We start from the raw sequence: 16,581 nt of genomic DNA, 5'->3' as shown, positions 1-16,581 counted from the left end.
TGGGTAGACAGGTCTACCTAGTCGGGTGGAGGTGGCGGCATGGCGGGGACGGCGGGGGCCCGGACGACGACCGGGACGGGGAAGGTGGCGGTCGGGGCGACGGCGCGCCCCCGCGCGACGGGTGGGGCCGGGGCGACCACGGGCCGACGGCGACCGGCGCGCGACCGGCTGCTCGCGGCCGCGGCGGCGCGGTTCTACGCCGACGGCATCGCGGGGACTGGCATCGACACCATCACCGCCGACGCGGGCGTCGCGAAGATGAGCCTGTACAACAACTTCGCGTCCAAAGCCGACCTGGTCGCCGCCTACCTGGAGGCGCGGCACGCCGAGTGGCTCGGCCTGTACGCCGGCCGGCTCGCCTCCGCCGGCGCCGACCCCCGCGCGCGGGTGCTCGCCGTGTTCGACGCGTACGCCGACCACGCGAACGCCGGCTACGTGCACGGATTCCGCGGCTGCGGCCTGCTGAACGCCGCCGCCGAGCTGCCCGCGGGCGACCCCGGGCGCGACGTCGTCCGCGCCCACAAGGAGGAGGTCGAGGCGATCGTCGCCGGGCACGTCGCCGACCTCCTGCCCGCCGACCCCGCCCGGGCGGCGGCGCTCGCCGAGCACCTGGCCTTCCTGCTCGAGGGCGCGATGGCCCGCGCGGGCCTGGAGGGCGACGACACCCGCCTGCGGCACGCCCGCGCCCTCGCCGCCGACCTCCTGCCCGCCGCATGACCCCCGACCACCCCACCACCCCGCCCTCGCGCACGCCCCCGCCCGCCGCGCCCGCGCTGGACCCCCGAGACGGCAGCTCTCGGCTGCGCACGGCCGTCTCGGCGCAGCCGAGAGCTGCCATCTCGGCGGGGTCCCCGCGCGCGGAGGCAGGGAGGGCGCGGGTGGGCGCGACGGCGCGGGTGGGCGCGGCGGCGGAGGGTGGCGTCGGGGGCGGGGGCGGCGTCGGGGTGCTCGCCGTGCTGGCGGCGGCGGTGCTGTGGGGCACGACGGGCACCGCCGCGACGTTCGCCCCAGGGGTCGGTCCGCTCGCGATCGGGGCAGCGGCCATGGGCGTCGGCGGGCTGCTGCAGGCGACCGTGGCGGGGCGGGCCGCCGCCGCGCACGCCCGGACCCTGCGCGAGCACCGGGGGCTGGTGCTGATCGGCGCTGCCGCCGTGGCGGTGTACCCGCTGGCGTTCTACTCCTCGATGCGGCTGGCCGGGGTGGCCGTCGGGACCGTCGTGTCGCTCGGGTCGGCACCGCTGGCGTCGGCGCTCGTCGAGCGGCTCGTCGACCGCCGGCGGCTGTCCCGCCGCTGGCTCCTCGGGGCGGCCGTCGGGCTGGCCGGTGTCGCGCTGCTCTGCGCGGCGCAGGCCCTCGCGGGCCGGGGCCACGCGGACGGCGGCGGCGCGGGCGGCGGCTCGGCCGCCGCCGCGGGCCCGCTCGCGGGGGTGCTGCTCGGCCTCGTGGCGGGGGCCACGTACGCCCTGTACTCGTGGGTGGCGCACCGGCTCATGCGCGCGGGCGTGCCGTCGCGTGCGGCGATGGGCGCGGTGTTCGGCGTCGGGGGCGTCCTGCTGCTGCCGGTGCTCGCCGCGACGGGTGCGCCGCTCGTGGCGTCGTGGGGGAACGCGGCGGTCGGGGTCTACATGGCGCTGGTCCCGATGTTCGCGGGCTACCTGCTGTTCGGCTGGGGGCTCGGGCACGTGCCGGCCAGCACGGCGACGACGCTGACCCTGCTGGAGCCCGCCGTCGCGGCGGTGCTCGCGGTGCTCGTGGTGGGGGAGCGGCTCCCGGCGGCGGGCTGGGCCGGTGCGGCGCTGGTCGTGGCGTGCCTCGTGGTGCTCACCGCGCCCGCGCGCCTCCGCGGGCGGCGGCCGCGCGTCCGGGCGCGCCTACCCTGGACGCCATGACCGCCACCGCCTCCGTCGCTCCCGGGACCGTCCGGGTGGCCGGCTCGGTCGTGCTCGAGCCCGCGGAGTGGCGCGCCCGTGCCGAGGCGCACGCCGCCCGGGCCGACGCGCTGACCGCCGATCACCGCGCACGGCGGGCCCGCGGCGGCGAGCGGCACGCGATCGAGGACTTCCTGTTCGAGTACTACCCGGCCAAGCCCGCGCAGCTCCGCCGCTGGCACCCGGGTGCGGGCGTGACGCTGGCCGGAGCCGCCGACGCCCCGCACGCCGGCCGGCGCTGGTACCGGGTCGCCGCGGACGGATCGGTGGCCCTCGACGTGCCCGGGTTCCTCGCGGACCGCGGTGACACGGTGCGGTACGTCCGGGCCCTGCTCTCGGCGACCGCGGCGCGTCCCGCCGCGACCGGGTGCTTCGGCCTGCACGAGTGGGCGATGGTCTACCGGGAGGGCGACGGCGAGCACCGGCACCCGCTGCCGCTGCGCCTCGGCGGCGCCGGGACCGACGCGGTGGTGGAGCGGCACCGCATCCGGTGCACCCACATCGACGCGTTCCGGTTCTTCACCCCGGACGCCGTGCCGCGCAACACGCTGCAGCCGACCCGCGAGACCCAGGTCGCGATGGAGCAGCCGGGCTGCCTGCACGCGAACATGGACCTGTACAAGTGGGCGCTCAAGCTCCGCCCCGCGGTGCCCGGTGACCTGCTGCTGGACGCGTTCGCGCTCGCCCGGGAGATCCGGACGGTCGACATGCAGGCGTCACCGTACGACGTGTCGTCCTACGGCCTCGACCCGATCGCGATCGAGACGCCCGACGGCAAGGGGGAGTACGTCCGGCGGCAGCGGGAGTTCGCGGCCGCCTCGCAGGCCCTGCGGGCGCGCCTGGTGGCGGCGTGCGACGCGGTGCTCGTCGCGGAGCCAGACCAGCCCGGTCACCCGCGGGTTCGCCCGCAGGCGGGCTGACGCCCGGCGCGCGGAGGCGGCCCTCGCTCGTCGCGCCGCGTGCACGGCGGAGCAGTCAGCGCCGCGCCGCGCCGGTGTCGTCCGCGCGGCCGGTCCGGTCCTCGGCCTCCGCGCGTTCCCGTTCCTCGCGCTGGAGCCGGCGGATGCCCTCAGCGGTCACCGGGCTGACCGGCGGCGGTCCGGAGGGCGAACCCGTCCCGCGGTAGTGTCCGCCCACGGGCCGCACCCAGGGGAGCAGGGGTTCGGGGCGTCGCGTCGCGCGCCTGCGCATCATGTGCCGTCCTCACGGTCGTCCTCGGCCCCGGGTCGAGTATCGCGGGCGTCCGAGACGAAGTCCACGGCGATCGCACCTCCGCACGCGATCACCGCGCCCCCGGTGGCGCGCACCGGCCCGACGAAGGTGCCGTCGTCGTCGACCGCCCACGCCTCCTCGACGTACAGCTCACGCGGATCCGGGAAGGAGCTGGCGAACGACCGCGCCCCGTACCACCCGCCGAGCTGCCGGCCGTCGGCGAACCGGACGCGGACCCAGCCCTCGCCGATGTGGCCGAACGCATGGTCCCAGGGGCTCGGCGCCGCGTCCCGGGCGGCGCGCAGCCTGAGCGCTGTGCCGGCGCGGGTGACGAGGTCGCGGTACCGCCGGCTCGACGTGACCGAGAAGCCGACGCGAGCGCTCGCCCACGGCACGCCGAACGCCAGCACGACGAACGCCAGCGCGAGCCATCGCAGGTCGTCGAGCACCAGGCCCGGCTCGCGCGCGTAGCCGACGAGCGCGGGTCCGAACGCCGTCGCGTACAGCCCGGCGAACACGCCCGTCGCCACCATCGCGTGCAGCACCCGGGTGCCGAAGTCAGGCCGCGCCGGGTCCGGTCCCGCGACCGCCTGCCACGAGGCCCGGTACACGAACCCGGGCACCACCAGGGTGAGGACCACGGCGGCCTGGACCCAGGTCTCAGGCACTGCCCACCGGTCCGGTGGGCGGCGGGGCGGTGGTCGCGGGGGAGGTCATGCCCCGGACGCTAGGCCGCCGGGCGACCGGCGCCGGGCCGGCCCGGCGCCGACCTGGGGACGGCGCACGCCCCCGCCCCTGGGGAGGAGTCGGGGCCCGGTCGCGGAGCGGGCACCCGCCCCGCGTCAGGCGATCCGCGCCTCGAGCAGCGCGTCGATCGCGACCGGCGACAGCACGTGGTCCACCGCCATCGCCGACGCCCCGAGGATCCCGACCTCGGACCGCGCCTGGGACGTGACGATCCGCAGGTGCTGCGTCGCCAGCGGCAGCGACCGCTGGTACACGACCTCGCGGATGCCCGCGATGAGGTGCTCCCCGGCCTCGGCGACGACCCCGCCGATGACGACGAGCGACGGGTTGAGCAGGCTCACGCACGCCGCGAGCACGCCGCCGATCTCCCGCCCGGCCTGCCGGACCGCGCGCCCGGCGGCGAGGTCGCCGGCGCGGACGAGCGCGACGACGTCCGCGCCGCCGCGGGCCTCGGCGCCGTCACGGGTGAGCTGCTCGGCGAGCGCCCGGCCGGAGGCGACGGCCTCGAGGCAGCCGAGGTTCCCGCAGCGGCACGGCACGTCCTCGGCGCCGGGGACGGCGATGTGGCCGATGTCGCCGGCGGCGCCCTGCGCACCGCGCCGGAGCTCGCCGTCGGAGATGATGCCGGAGCCGATGCCGGTGGCGACCTTGACGAACAGCATGTCGTCGACGTCGGGCCACGCGGACCGGTGCTCGCCGAGCGCCATGAGGTTGACGTCGTTGTCGACGAGCACGTCGGCGCCGCCGAGCTCGGCGGACAGGATGCCGCGGACGTCGGCGTCGTCCCAGGAGGGCATGATCGGCGGGTTGATCGGGCGGCCGGTGGCGTGCTCGACGGGTCCGGGCAGGCCGACGCCGACGGACACCAGGTCCTCGAGCGAGCGCCCGGCCTCGGCGACGAGCTTGCGCCCGTGCTCGGCGACCCAGGGGAGGACGACGTCGGGGCCGTCGGCGATGGCGAGCGGCGCCTCGCCCTCGACGAGGACCCGCGACGCGAGGTCGGTGATCGCGAGGCGGACGTGCGTGGCGCCGAGGTCGACGGCGAGGACGATGCGGGCGCTGGGCTCGAAGGCGAACGTGGCGGGCGGGCGTCCGCCGGTGGAGGAGGCCTCGCCGGCGGGTGCGATGAGCCCGGCGGACATGAGCGCCTCGACGCGTGCGGTGATGGTGGACCGCCCCTGGCCGGTGGCGGCGGCCAGGTCGGCCCGGGTACGCGGCCGGCCGTCGCGGAGGAGCTGGAACAGGTCTCCGGCGCCGGTCTGCCGCGGCGGGAGCTTCACGACGTCCTGCATGGCGCCTAGTGAACCAGAAAGTCCCCCTACTTGTGTTCGTCACGATCGGGTAACTCGGACAAACCCGGTGCAACTTTTGCTTGACCCGGGACGAAAGTCCCTCATAGGTTCCTCACATGGTCACCGTGGACCCACCGAACCGGCCGCCGCTCCTCCAGATGCGCGGCATCGTCAAGCAGTTCCCCGGAGCCCGCGCCCTGGACGGCGTCGACCTCGACGTCCTGCCGGGGGAGGTGCACTGCCTGCTCGGGCAGAACGGGGCGGGCAAGTCGACGCTCATCAAGGTGCTCGCCGGCGCGCACCAGCCCACCCAGGGCGAGGTGCTGGTCGACGGCGAGGTCGTCACGATCGCCAACCCCGTGGCCGCGCTGAAGCTCGGCGTCGCGACCATGTACCAGGAGCTCGACGTGGTCGGCGGCCTCACGGTGGCCGAGAACGTGTTCCTGGGCCACGAGCTCGCGACCGCCGGGGTGTCCCGCCGCCGGGAGGCGCGGCGCCGGACGCGGGAGATCCTGGCCCGCCTCGGGCACCCGGAGATCTCCCCGCACCACGAGGTCGGCTCGCTGCCGGCCGCCGCGCAGCAGATCGTGTCGATGGCGCGCGCGCTGTCGCACGACGCCCGGGTCATCGTCATGGACGAGCCGTCGGCGGTGCTCGACTCCGACGAGGTGGCGAACCTGTTCCGCGTCGTGCACCAGCTCACGTCCGCGGGCGTCGCGATCGTCTACATCTCCCACCGCATGGAGGAGATCCGCGCGATCGGCGACCGGATCACGGTGCTGAAGGACGGGCGCACGGTCGCCCGGGACCTGCCGGCGCGGGACACCCCCACCGGCGAGCTGATCCGCCTCATGACGGGCCGCAACGTCGAGTACGTCTTCCCGGAGAGCACGGAGCCGGCGCCCGACGCCCCGGTGGTGCTCGACGTGCAGGGTCTCGGCCTGCGGGGCGCGTTCGCGGACGTGTCGCTCCAGGTGCGAGCGGGGGAGATCGTCGGCCTCGCGGGCCTGGTCGGCTCGGGCCGGTCCGAGATCCTGGAGACGATCTACGGCGCCCGCCGCGCGAGCGGTGGCACGGTCGCGGTCGCCGGGAAGCGCCTCCGGGCGGGCGACGTCACCGCCGCCGTGCGCGCCGGCGTCGGCCTGGCACCCGAGGAGCGCAAGGCCCAGGGCCTGCTGCTCGACGAGCCGGTGTACCGCAACGTCACGCTGTCGACGTTCGGCCGGTTCGCCAAGGGCGGCCTCCTGGACGAGCGCGCCGAACGGCGCGTCGCGCAGGAGCAGGCCGAGGCGCTCGACCTGCGACCCGCCGGTGTCGACCGCGCCATCCGCACCCTGTCGGGCGGCAACCAGCAGAAGGCGATGCTCGCCCGGTGGCTGGTGCACGGCTGCCGGGTGCTGCTGCTCGACGAGCCGACCCGCGGCGTGGACGTCGGCGCCCGCGCCGAGATCTACGCGCTGGTCCGCCGGCTCGCCGACGAGGGCGCCGCCGTCGTCGTCGTGTCCAGCGAGATCCCCGAGGTGCTCGGTCTGTCGGACCGGGTGCTGGTCGTGTCCGAAGGCCGGGTCGTCCACGAGGGCCCCGCCACCGCCATCGACGAGCACGCCGTGCTCGACCTCGTCATGGAAGGAAGTGCCGCGTGAGCGAGCACCAGCTCTCCGCCCCGCCCCCGGGCACGCCCGGCGCCCCCGCGGGCCCGACCCCCGCGCCCGGCTCGGCCGGCGCGACCCCCGTGCCGCCCGCCGCCGACGAGTCCGCCCGGGTCGAGCGCGTCGCCCGCGGGACCTCCGGCGGCCGCCGTGGACCGGCGGGCGCGGGCTCGGCCCGCATCCTCGGCCTGGTCATCGCGCTCGCGCTGATCTGCGTGGTCGGCTACATCACCGCCGGCAGCCGGTTCGCGAGCATCGACAACGTCCTGGTCATCCTCAGCGCCGCGGCCATCGTCGGCGTGCTGAGCATCGGGATGACCTTCGTGATCACGGCGGGCGGGATCGACCTGTCCGTCGGGTCCGTGCTCGGCCTCGCGTCGGTGTGGGCCACCACGGTGGCGACCCAGCAGATGGCGGACCAGTACGGCTGGATCGTGATGGTCGCCTGCGCCCTCGCCGTGGGCCTGTGCGCCGGGCTGGTCAACGGCGTGCTGATCGCGTACGGCCGGGTGGTCGCGTTCATCGCGACGCTGGCCATGCTGGTCGCCGCGCGCGGCCTCGCCGAGCTGATCGCCCAGCGCCGCACCCAGCTGGTCTCGGTGCAGTCGTTCGAGGACACGTTCCGGGGCAACCTGCTCGGCGTGCCGAAGATCGTGTGGATCTTCGCGGTCGTCGCCGTCGCCGGCTGGTTCCTGCTGAACCGGACGACGTTCGGCCGCCGCACGGTCGCGGTGGGCGGCAACCCCGAGGCGGCCCGCCTGGCGGGCATCGCGGTGAAGCGGCACACGATGTACCTGTACGGCCTGGCCGGCCTCGCCGCCGGCATCGCCGCGGTGATGATGCTGGCCCGCACCGGCGCGGGCTCGTCCACCAACGGCCTGCTCTACGAGCTCGACGCGATCGCCGCGGTCGTGGTCGGCGGCACCCTCCTCGCGGGCGGCCGCGGCACCATCATCGGCACCGTGATCGGCGTCCTGATCTTCCAGACGCTGACCAACATCTTCATCCAGAACAACCTCGACTCCTCGGTCCAGCAGATCATCAAGGGCGCGATCATCGTCGTCGCCGTCCTGCTGCAGCAGCGCTTCACCTCGCGCACGCCGCGGACCGCCCGCACCTGACCCGGGGCGCCCCGCCCCGCTCAGCACCTCGTGCACCACCCCCACGCGATCGGGTCCGACCCGCCCGCACGCCCCACCCTGCCCGCACGACCCCGGACATCGTCGAAGGAGATCCCATGTCCACCACCCGCACCACGCGCCGCCGAGGCCGCGTCCTCGCGCCGGTCGCCGTGCTGTCCGTCGCGTTCCTCGCGGCCTGCACCTCCAACGCCCCGGCGGAGGAGGACGACGGCGGCGCCGAGGCCGCCCCGGTCGCCGTGTCCGACAACGACGAGGCCGGCGACACGGTCGTCATCGGCTTCTCCGCGCCGGCCGCCGACCATGGCTGGATGGGCGCGATCACCACCGCCGCGCAGAAGGAGGCGGAGAAGTACGAGGACGTCGAGCTCCGGGTCGCGGAGGGCACCAACGACGTCAACGTGCAGATCAGCCAGATCGAGGGCTTCATCAACGACGGCGTGGACGCGATCGTGCTGCTGCCGTTCGACGGCGGGGCGCTCACCGACGTCGCCACCCAGGCGATGGAGGCCGGCATCCCGGTGATCAACGTCGACCGGGAGTTCTCCAGCCCGTTCGCGTCCCGGGCGACCGTGCTCGGCGACAACTACGGCATGGGCGTCTCGGCCGGCACGTACATCTGCGAGCGGCTGGGCGACAACCCGGACGCGGTCGTGGCGGAGATCGCCGGCATCGACTCGCTCCCGCTGACGCAGGACCGCAGCCAGGGCTTCGCCGACGCGCTGGAGGACTGCGGCCTCGACGTCGACAACCGGGTCGCGGCGGACTTCACCGTCCAGGGCGGCGAGCAGGCGGCGGCGAACCTGCTGCAGGCGGCCCCGCAGATCGACGCGATCTGGAACCACGACGACGACCAGGGCGTCGGCGTCCTGGCGGCGATCGAGAACGCGGGCCGCGACGAGTTCTTCCTGGTCGGCGGCGCCGGCTCGGCGAACATGATGCGTGAGATCCAGGACGACGCCTCCGTCGTGGAGGCGACCGTCATCTACCCGTCGACCCAGGCGGCGGACGGCATCAAGCTCGCCCGGCTGGTCGCGCACGAGAAGTCGCTGAGCGACCTGGCGTCCTCGGGCGTGCCGCGCACCGTCCAGCTGTTCGCGCCCGTCGTCACGGCGGACAACGTCGACCAGTACATCGACTCGGCCTTCGAGTCCTGATCCGGTCCGCGGGTGGCGCCGGTCGCCGGCGCCACCCGCGCCCAGGCAAGGAGGTCTCGTGATGGACGGGACGACGGCCGCGCCGCTCGGCGTGGGCATGGTGGGGTACGCGTTCATGGGCGCCGCGCACTCGCAGGCGTGGCGCACGGCCCCGCGGTTCTTCGACCTGCCGCGCACGCCGGTGATGCGGGTGCTCGGGGGCCGGGACGCCGCCGCGGTGAAGGCCGCGGCGGAGCGGCTCGGCTGGCAGGGGACGGCCGGGTCGTGGCAGGAGCTGGTGGCGCGGGACGACGTCGACCTGGTCGACATCTGCACCCCGGGCCGCACGCACGCCGAGATCGCGGTGGCGGCCCTGGAGGCGGGCAAGCACGTGCTGTGCGAGAAGCCGCTGGCCAACACGATCGCGGAGGCCGAGGCGATGGTCGCCGCGGCCGACGCGGCGGCGGCCCGCGGGGTGCGGTCCATGGTGGGCTACACCTACCGGCGGGTGCCGGCCGTGCAGCTCGCGCGCCAGCTGGTCGCGGACGGCCGGATCGGGGCGGTGCGGCACGTGCGCGTGCAGTACCTGCAGGACTGGCTCGCCGACCCGGAGGCGCCGCTGTCCTGGCGGCTCGACAAGCAGCAGGCCGGCTCGGGCGCGCTGGGCGACATCGGCTCGCACGCCGTCGACCTCGCCCAGTTCATCACCGGCGAGCGGCTGACCGGCGTGTCGGGGCTGATGGAGACGTTCGTGCACGAGCGACCCGTCGCCGCCGCGTTCGCGGGCCTGCACGGGACGGGCGGGGCGGAGCGCGGCCCGGTCACCGTCGACGACGCCGCGGTGTTCCTCGCCCGGCTGCAGGGCGGCGGCCTCGGCGTGTTCGAGGCCACCCGGTTCGCCACGGGCCGCAAGAACGCCATCCGGCTCGAGGTGAACGGCGACCGCGGGTCGCTGTCGTTCGACTTCGAGGACATGAACGTCCTGCACTTCCACGACGCCACCGAGGACGCCGCCGTCGCGGGGTTCCGGCGGATCGTGGTGACGGAGCCGCAGCACGCCTACGTCGGCCACTGGTGGCCGGCGGGGCACGGGCTCGGCTACGAGCACGCGTTCACGCACCAGGTCGTCGACCTGGTCGGCGCGATCGCGGCGGGCGAGGACCCGTCGCCGTCGTTCGCCGAGGGGCTCGCCGTGCAGCGCGTGCTCGACGCCGTCGAGCGCAGCGCGGCCGACGACAGCCGGTGGGTCGCCCTGGGCTGACCCGCCCGGGGGCGGCCCGCCCGCACCAGCAGCACCAGGTCAGCAGACGATCAGCTCACCGCTCGAGGGGGAGGAGGTGGGACCGCGCCACGGCCGACGACGACGTCGGCCGGCTGAGGAGGCCGGGTTCCCGAACCGTGGGGACGACGCAGGAGCCCGACCTCTGTGACGAGATCCCGTAAGGAGCTGCATCACTCATGGATCGTACGCAGCCGCGCTCGCAGCGCGGCAGGAGAATGGTGGGTTTCACCCTCGCCGGGGTGCTCACCGTGACGGGGCTCGCGCTCGGCGCGGGACCCGTGGTGGCCCACGACGGCGTGGACCACGGGGCCGAGCCCGGCGCCGAGGCCGCGCTCGACTGGGGCAACTACGAGAAGACGACGCTCACCAAGGACGTGGGGGAGCCGCTGGACCTGGCCGTGCTGCCCGACGGCCGGGTGCTGCACACCGCCCGCAACGGCGACATCCGGCTCACCGACCCGGCCACCGGCGTCACCCGGGTCACGAACACGATCCCGGTGTACGCGAACTCCGAGGACGGCCTGCAGTCGATCGGCATCGACCCGGACTTCGAGGAGAACGGCTGGGTGTACCTCGTGTACGCCCCGCCCGGGAGCACGCCCGCCGGCTCCGCGCCGAACACGCTGCCCGCCGGCCAGGACGAGTCCTACTGGGACCAGTGGGTCGGGGTGAACCGGCTGTCCCGGTTCCAGTGGACCGGCGACGGCCTGGACCTGGCGTCCGAGCAGAAGATCCTCGACGTCGAGGTCCAGCGCGGGCAGTGCTGCCACGTGGGCGCCGACTTCGACTGGGACGCCGACGGCAACCTGTACCTCGGCACCGGTGACAACACGCCGGCCGGCACCCCGGGCGCCAACGGCTTCGCGCCGAACAACGACGCCCCGGGCATGAACCCCGGCTTCGACTCGCGCCGCGGCGCGGGCAACACGAACGACCTGCGCGGCAAGATCCTGCGGATCCACGTCGAGGAGGACGGGTCGTACACGATCCCCGAGGGCAACCTGTTCCCGGAGGGCACCGAGGGCACCCGGCCCGAGATCTTCGTGATGGGCGTCCGCAACCCGTTCAAGCTGGACGTGGACCCCGAGACGAGCTCGCTGTCCTGGGGCGACTACGGCCCGGACGCGACGAAGGCGGCCGCGGCCACCGCGGGGCGCGGGCCGATGGGCCTGGTGGAGTGGAACGTCGTCGGCCTCGACGACCCGCACAACTCCGGCTGGCCGTACGTGACGGGCGACAACGTCGCCTACAACGACTGGGACTTCGCGACCGGCACGCCCGGCGCGTTCTTCGACCCGGAGAACCTGGTCAACGACTCGCGGTGGAACACCGGCCTGACGAACCTGCCCCCTGCCCGCCCGGCCACGCTCTACTACGGCGACGCCCCCGGCGACCAGCCCTGGGACGAGCTCGTGGACTTCGGCACGGGCAACGGCCAGGGCCCGATGGGCGGCCCGGTCTACCACCGGCCCGCGGACGCGGGCGCCGACGCGTGGCCCGCCTACTGGGAGGGCAAGGCGTTCTTCGGGGAGTTCTCGCAGGACTACGTCGCGGCGTTCACCGTCGACTGGGACACCTTCGAGGTGACCCACATCGAGGACGTCACGCCGAACGCGGCGATCACCGCCGACGGCTGGCCGCCGATCGACAACCCGATGGACATCGAGTTCGGCCCCGACGGGTCGATGTACGTCCTCGACTACGGCGACGGGTTCTTCCGGGCCAACCCCGACGCGGGGCTCTACCGGATCGCCTACGCCGAGGGGAACAAGGCGCCGCGCGCCGAGTTCACGGCCACGCCGACGTCCTCGTCGTCGGCCCCGCTCACGGTGCAGTTCGACGCGTCCGCGTCGAGCGACCCGGAGGGCGGCGCGCTCCGGTACGACTGGGACTTCGACGGTGACGGCACCTTCGACGCCACCGGCGTCGAGGCCGAGCACACCTACACCGCGATCGCGGCCTACACCGCGCGGCTCCGGGTGACCGACCCCGACGGCAAGTTCACGCTCACCTCCCACCCGATCTCGGTGGGCAACCAGGCGCCCGAGGTCACGCTCACCCACCCGGAGAACGGCGGGTTCTTCACCTGGGGCGACGCGGTGCCGTTCCGGGTCACCACCCAGGACGCCGAGGACGGGACGGCCACCGACTGCGCCCGCGTGTCCTGGACGTACGGCCTGGGCCACGACGAGCACGCCCACCCCGAGGTCTCGGGCACGGGCTGCCAGGGCGCCTTCAAGACCGACCCCAACTCGCCGGAGCACGGCCCGGGCGCGCTGCTGTACGGCGCGGTCGTCGTCACCTACCGCGACGGGGGCGCCAACGGCCTGCCGGCGGCGACGGGGGAGGCCACCCTGCGGCTCAACCCGCGCGAGCAGCAGGCCGAGCACGCCGCGCGCACCGGCGTGACGGTGTACGCGGACGAGGCGGCGCTCGGCGGCAACGCCGTCCGCGGTCTCGGCTCGGGCGACAGCCTGCGGTACTCGCCGGTGTCGTTCTCCGGGATCACCGGCGCGGTCGTCCGGGCGAGCGGCGGCGGCGAGGTCCAGCTCCGCTGGGGCGCCGTCGACGCGGCGCCGTTCGCGACCGCCACCGTCCCGGCGGGGTCCGGCTGGAAGAACGTCGAGATCGCCTTCGACGCCCCCGACGGCACGGGCGAGCTGTTCGTCACGTCGGCGGACGAGCTCGCGGTCGACGCGCTCACGATGGTCGGCCCGGGCGTCGCGGACGTGACCGCGCCGACGGTGGCGCACACCCTGACCCCGGCGACGCCCACGGGCGCCGGCGGCGTCTTCACCGAGCCGGTGCGGTTCGCCGTGCAGGCCGCGGACGACGGGGCGCTGGCGAGCGTGCAGTACTCGCGCGACGGCGGCGCCACCTGGACCACCCTGGCGGCGAACCAGCAGTACGGCGTGACGTTCGCCGAGAGCGGCACGTACGACCTGCGGTACCGGGCCACCGACACCCAGGGGCTGGTCTCCGAGGTCGGTTCCGTGGCGTTCACGATCGACCTGGACGCCCCGGAGGAGCCCACCGTCGACACCACCACCACGGCGACCGTGGCGGCCGGCCGGGTGCCGTTCGGCGCCCCCGGCGCGGTCGACGTCACGGTCGCGGCCGCCGACGGCACCGCGACCGGCGAGGTCGTGCTCACGGTCGGCGAGACCGAGGTCGGGCGCGGCACGCTCGGCGAGGGCGGGACCGCCTCCGTGGCGGTCGACCCCGCGCTGGGCGTCGGCACCCACACGGTCACCGCGTCCTTCGTCGGCGGCGAGGTCTTCAAGCCCTCGTCCGGCACGGTCCGGCTCACCGTGGCGCGCACCACGTCGGCGGTCGCGGCCACCGTGTCGCCGAACCCGGTCAAGCCCGCCGTCGCCGCCAAGGCCACCGTCCAGGTGACCACCGGCAGCGGCGTCGCACCGGCCGGGGACGTCACGGTCACGGTCAAGCGCAACAACCAGACCGTGGCCACGCTCACCGGGACCCTCGACGCCTCCGGCGCGAGCGTCGTCTCCCTCGGGCGCCTGCCCGAGGGCAGCTACAAGGTCGACGTCGCCTACGGCGGCACGGCCGGCATCTCCGGCTCCACCACCAGCACCACCCTCACCGTCCGCAGCTGACCGCGCGCCGGAGCCCGGGCGGGGCTGCGCGAGCAGCCCCGCCCGGGGCCCGGCCGTCTCGAAGGAGAGACATGAGCACGCACCAGCACGCCTCGCTCCCGAACCGGCCGATGAGCCGGCGGGCCCTCATGAAGGCGCTCGGCGCCTCCACGGTGGCCGTCGGGCTGGGGACCGCCCTGGGGGCCTCCGGGGCCTCGGCCGCCGGCCTCGCGCCCGCGGCACAGGCGCCGACCGGGCGGACCCGCCTGGTCCCGGCGAACCGCATCGGCATCCAGCTGTACACGATCCGCGACAAGGTCAGCTCGCTCGGCTTCCGGGCCGTGTTCGAGGAGCTGGGCCGCATCGGCTACGCCGAGGTGGAGTTCGCGGGCTACACCCAGGGGAACGTCGGGGCCATCACGCCGGCGGAGATCCGCACCCTGCTCGACGACAACGGCCTGAAGGCGGTGGGCTCGCACGTCAGCACCCAGCTGCTGCGCACGGACCTCGCGAACCAGATCGACATCGCGCACACCCTCGGCATGCCGCACCTCGGGACCGGCAACGCGCCCACGAACACCGCGACCAAGGAGGGCTACCTCGCCGCCGCGGAGGAGTGGAACGGCTGGGGCGCGCAGGTCAAGGCCGCCGGCCTCAAGCTCTACCAGCACAACCACGACGGCGAGTTCCGGTTCGACCCGGTCGACCCGTCGGTCCGGCTCTACGACGTGTTCTACGACAACACCGACCCGGACCTGGTGTACCTGGAGATGGACATCTACTGGGCGTACGTCGGGCAGCACAAGTACCCCGGGTTCGAGCCGGTCGACTACGTCCTGCGCAACCCGCGGCGCTACCCGCTGCTGCACCTGAAGGACGGCAAGGCCAACGAGGCCAGCGCCAACGGCTACGACATCATCGAGTTCGGCGCCGGCGACCTGCCCTACCAGCAGTTCCTGTCCCAGCTCCGCTCGCGCGGCCAGCACTTCGGCCTGTACGAGCAGGACAACGCCTCGACGGTCGCCGAACCGCCGAACCCGCTGGACTCCCTCGGCAACGCCGACCGCAGCTACGACGCCATCGCCGGCCTGCGCGGCTGAGCGAGAAGGAGACACGGACATGAAGCGGATCTACTCGGTGCCCGCGGCGCTCGTGGGCGCGTTCGGGCTCGTGGCCCTCGGCAGCACGGTGGCGCAGGCGGCCTCGACCGACTGCACCACCGACCTGGGTGACCAGACCATCACCGGGGACCTCGTCGTCCCGGCCGGCGCTGACTGCGTGCTGGCCGGCGCCACCGTCGAGGGCTCCATCACGGTCGGCGCGGACGCCTGGCTCGACGCCACGTCGGTGACCGTCACCGGCGACGTCGTCGCCACCGACGCGTACGGCGTCCTGCTGGACGGCACCCGGGTGGACGGCGACGTCAGCGCCTACACCACCGGCGCGCGTGTCGGGTTCCTCTACCTGAACGACCTCGAGGTCGGCGGCAGCGTCGCGGCCGGCGGGCTCGACGTCGAGGTCACCGGCTCGGACATCGCCGGCGGCCTGACCACGCAGGCGGCGACCTACGTCGACCTGCTGCAGACGGGCGTCCGGGGCGAGGTGGCGATCGCCGACTCCGACTGGGGCGTGACCGTGGCCGGGGCCGTCGTCGGCGGCGGCCTGTCGGTGACCGGCTCCAGCCGGGACGTCCTGATCGGCGCCACCGCGGACGGCGCGACCGACACCTGGGGCAACACCGTCGGCGGCGATCTCGTGCTCACCGGCAACACCGCGAACCTGCGGGTCGCCGGGAGCACCGTCCTCGGCACCATCCGCCTCGCGGACAACGACCCGGCCGCCGCGTTCGGCCCGGGCAACACCGCGGGCGGCGTCGAGGGCGACCACACCGGCGAGGCGCCGGGCACCGTCGCCGCCGGCGACCAGGCGCTCGCCGTCACCGTCCCCGAGCAGCGGGCGGGCGAGCTCGTCTGGTCGCTCGAGGGCACGTCGGGCCTGGTGAACCTCGGCGTCGCCGAGGAGCTCGAGGACCGGTACCGGGCCACCGGGGAGATCGTCCCGGTCCGGGTGCAGGACACCCGCGCCGGCGACCCGGAGTGGTCCGTCACCGCGCAGGTCAGCGACTTCGTCGCCGGGGGCCAGACCCTGTCGTCGAAGTACCTGGGCTGGACGCCCGAGGTGCTCGAGAACGGCGGCGACGCCGTGGCCGGGCCCGCGGTGCCGTCCGGGTTCGAGGAGGGCGACGGCCTGTCCGTGGCCCGCACGCTCGCCGAGGCCGAGACCGGGCACGCCCGTGGCTCGTCCCTCGTCGGCGCCGACCTCGACCTGCAGCTGCCGCTCGACGCCCCGCAGGGCACCTACACCGCCACGCTGACGCTCACCGCGCTCAGCTGACGGACCCGCAGTCCCCGTCCCCGCCCGCCCGGTCCTCGTCCCGGGCGGGCGGGGGCGGCACCACCCGCACCGCCGCACCACCCGCACCCGTCGTCACCGTCGACCCGGAGGCCCCGCCGTGACCCCGTCCCGCGTCCCCGCCGCCCTCGCCGCGCTGGCGGCCGCCGCCGCCCTCGCGCTGGGCGGCGCGCTGCCCGCCGCGG

12 protein-coding genes and 1 pseudogene are annotated in these 16,581 nt (G+C 75.1%); 10 read left to right on the top strand and 3 right to left on the bottom strand.

Features of this window, described 5'->3' with window-relative positions:
- Positions 1 to 39 precede the first annotated feature (39 nt).
- From FA014_RS05255 to FA014_RS05245, 3 genes are all read left to right on the top strand, one after another.
- Positions 40 to 717: a TetR/AcrR family transcriptional regulator gene (locus FA014_RS05255; RefSeq protein ID WP_154728647.1), complete on the top strand. Its 678-nt coding sequence runs from the start codon at positions 40 to 42 to the stop codon at positions 715 to 717.
- 161 nt (positions 718 to 878) lie between these two features.
- On the top strand, positions 879 to 1,889 hold the full coding sequence (locus FA014_RS05250) for a DMT family transporter (RefSeq protein ID WP_419178369.1): 1,011 nt from the start codon (positions 879 to 881) through the stop codon (positions 1,887 to 1,889).
- Complete coding sequence (locus FA014_RS05245; RefSeq protein WP_230322891.1) at positions 1,886 to 2,848, top strand: 3-methyladenine DNA glycosylase; 963 nt, start codon at positions 1,886 to 1,888, stop codon at positions 2,846 to 2,848. Before FA014_RS05250 ends, FA014_RS05245 begins: the two co-directional genes overlap by 4 nt.
- 270 nt (positions 2,849 to 3,118) lie before the next feature.
- On the opposite strand, the gene FA014_RS05240 is transcribed toward FA014_RS05245, so the two are convergent.
- Together FA014_RS05240 and FA014_RS05235 are read right to left on the bottom strand one after the other, a co-directional pair.
- Complete coding sequence (locus FA014_RS05240) at positions 3,119 to 3,808, bottom strand: DUF6338 family protein (protein ID WP_154728646.1); 690 nt, start codon at positions 3,806 to 3,808, stop codon at positions 3,119 to 3,121.
- Between the two features lie 174 nt (positions 3,809 to 3,982).
- Complete coding sequence (locus tag FA014_RS05235) at positions 3,983 to 5,179, bottom strand: ROK family transcriptional regulator (protein ID WP_154728645.1); 1,197 nt, start codon at positions 5,177 to 5,179, stop codon at positions 3,983 to 3,985.
- A gap of 116 nt (positions 5,180 to 5,295) precedes the next feature.
- On the opposite strand from FA014_RS05235, the gene FA014_RS05230 reads away from it, so the two are divergent.
- The 7 genes from FA014_RS05230 to FA014_RS05200 all read left to right on the top strand — a co-directional run bounded on the left by FA014_RS05230 (position 5,296) and on the right by FA014_RS05200 (position 16,378).
- On the top strand, positions 5,296 to 6,822 hold the full coding sequence (locus tag FA014_RS05230) for a sugar ABC transporter ATP-binding protein (protein ID WP_154728644.1): 1,527 nt from the start codon (positions 5,296 to 5,298) through the stop codon (positions 6,820 to 6,822).
- An 89-nt stretch (positions 6,823 to 6,911) separates the two neighbouring features.
- Positions 6,912 to 7,949: an ABC transporter permease gene (locus FA014_RS05225; protein ID WP_154728664.1), complete on the top strand. Its 1,038-nt coding sequence runs from the start codon at positions 6,912 to 6,914 to the stop codon at positions 7,947 to 7,949.
- Positions 7,950 to 8,065: 116 nt separating this feature from the next.
- Complete coding sequence (locus tag FA014_RS05220; RefSeq protein ID WP_154728643.1) at positions 8,066 to 9,124, top strand: substrate-binding domain-containing protein; 1,059 nt, start codon at positions 8,066 to 8,068, stop codon at positions 9,122 to 9,124.
- Positions 9,125 to 9,185: 61 nt separating this feature from the next.
- Positions 9,186 to 10,364, top strand: coding sequence for a Gfo/Idh/MocA family protein (locus tag FA014_RS05215; RefSeq protein WP_230322889.1), 1,179 nt, complete (start codon positions 9,186 to 9,188; stop codon positions 10,362 to 10,364).
- Between the two features lie 239 nt (positions 10,365 to 10,603).
- Positions 10,604 to 14,005 (top strand): PQQ-dependent sugar dehydrogenase, encoded by a 3,402-nt coding sequence (locus FA014_RS05210; RefSeq protein ID WP_230322888.1) that lies wholly within the window; start codon positions 10,604 to 10,606, stop codon positions 14,003 to 14,005.
- A 71-nt stretch (positions 14,006 to 14,076) separates the two neighbouring features.
- Complete coding sequence (locus FA014_RS05205) at positions 14,077 to 15,084, top strand: sugar phosphate isomerase/epimerase family protein (RefSeq protein WP_230322887.1); 1,008 nt, start codon at positions 14,077 to 14,079, stop codon at positions 15,082 to 15,084.
- 19 nt (positions 15,085 to 15,103) lie between these two features.
- Positions 15,104 to 16,378 (top strand): hypothetical protein, encoded by a 1,275-nt coding sequence (locus FA014_RS05200; RefSeq protein WP_154728641.1) that lies wholly within the window; start codon positions 15,104 to 15,106, stop codon positions 16,376 to 16,378.
- Here FA014_RS05200 and FA014_RS20600 read toward each other — a convergent pair.
- Positions 16,371 to 16,581, bottom strand: a pseudogene (locus FA014_RS20600) (hypothetical protein); the annotation flags it as partial. The gene FA014_RS05200 and the pseudogene FA014_RS20600 overlap by 8 nt on opposite strands.

This window comes from Cellulomonas hominis, assembly GCF_005239125.1.
Taxonomy (GTDB): Bacteria; Actinomycetota; Actinomycetes; order Actinomycetales; family Cellulomonadaceae; genus Cellulomonas; species Cellulomonas hominis_A.
The sequence above is the reverse complement of the archived record's forward strand: the minus strand, read 5'-3'. Positions and strand labels throughout refer to the sequence as shown.

Excerpts from the sequence above, each read along its gene's own strand:
- FA014_RS05205 (WP_230322887.1), top strand. The coding sequence starts at position 14,077 with ATGAGCACGCACCAGCACGCCTCGCTCCCGAACCGGCCGATGAGCCGG.
- FA014_RS05245 (WP_230322891.1), top strand. The coding sequence starts at position 1,886 with ATGACCGCCACCGCCTCCGTCGCTCCCGGGACCGTCCGGGTGGCCGGC.
- FA014_RS05235 (WP_154728645.1), bottom strand. The coding sequence starts at position 5,179 with ATGCAGGACGTCGTGAAGCTCCCGCCGCGGCAGACCGGCGCCGGAGAC.
- FA014_RS05220 (WP_154728643.1), top strand. The coding sequence starts at position 8,066 with ATGTCCACCACCCGCACCACGCGCCGCCGAGGCCGCGTCCTCGCGCCG.
- FA014_RS05255 (WP_154728647.1), top strand. The coding sequence starts at position 40 with ATGGCGGGGACGGCGGGGGCCCGGACGACGACCGGGACGGGGAAGGTG.
- FA014_RS05230 (WP_154728644.1), top strand. The coding sequence starts at position 5,296 with ATGGTCACCGTGGACCCACCGAACCGGCCGCCGCTCCTCCAGATGCGC.
- FA014_RS05215 (WP_230322889.1), top strand. The coding sequence starts at position 9,186 with ATGGACGGGACGACGGCCGCGCCGCTCGGCGTGGGCATGGTGGGGTAC.
- FA014_RS05200 (WP_154728641.1), top strand. The coding sequence starts at position 15,104 with ATGAAGCGGATCTACTCGGTGCCCGCGGCGCTCGTGGGCGCGTTCGGG.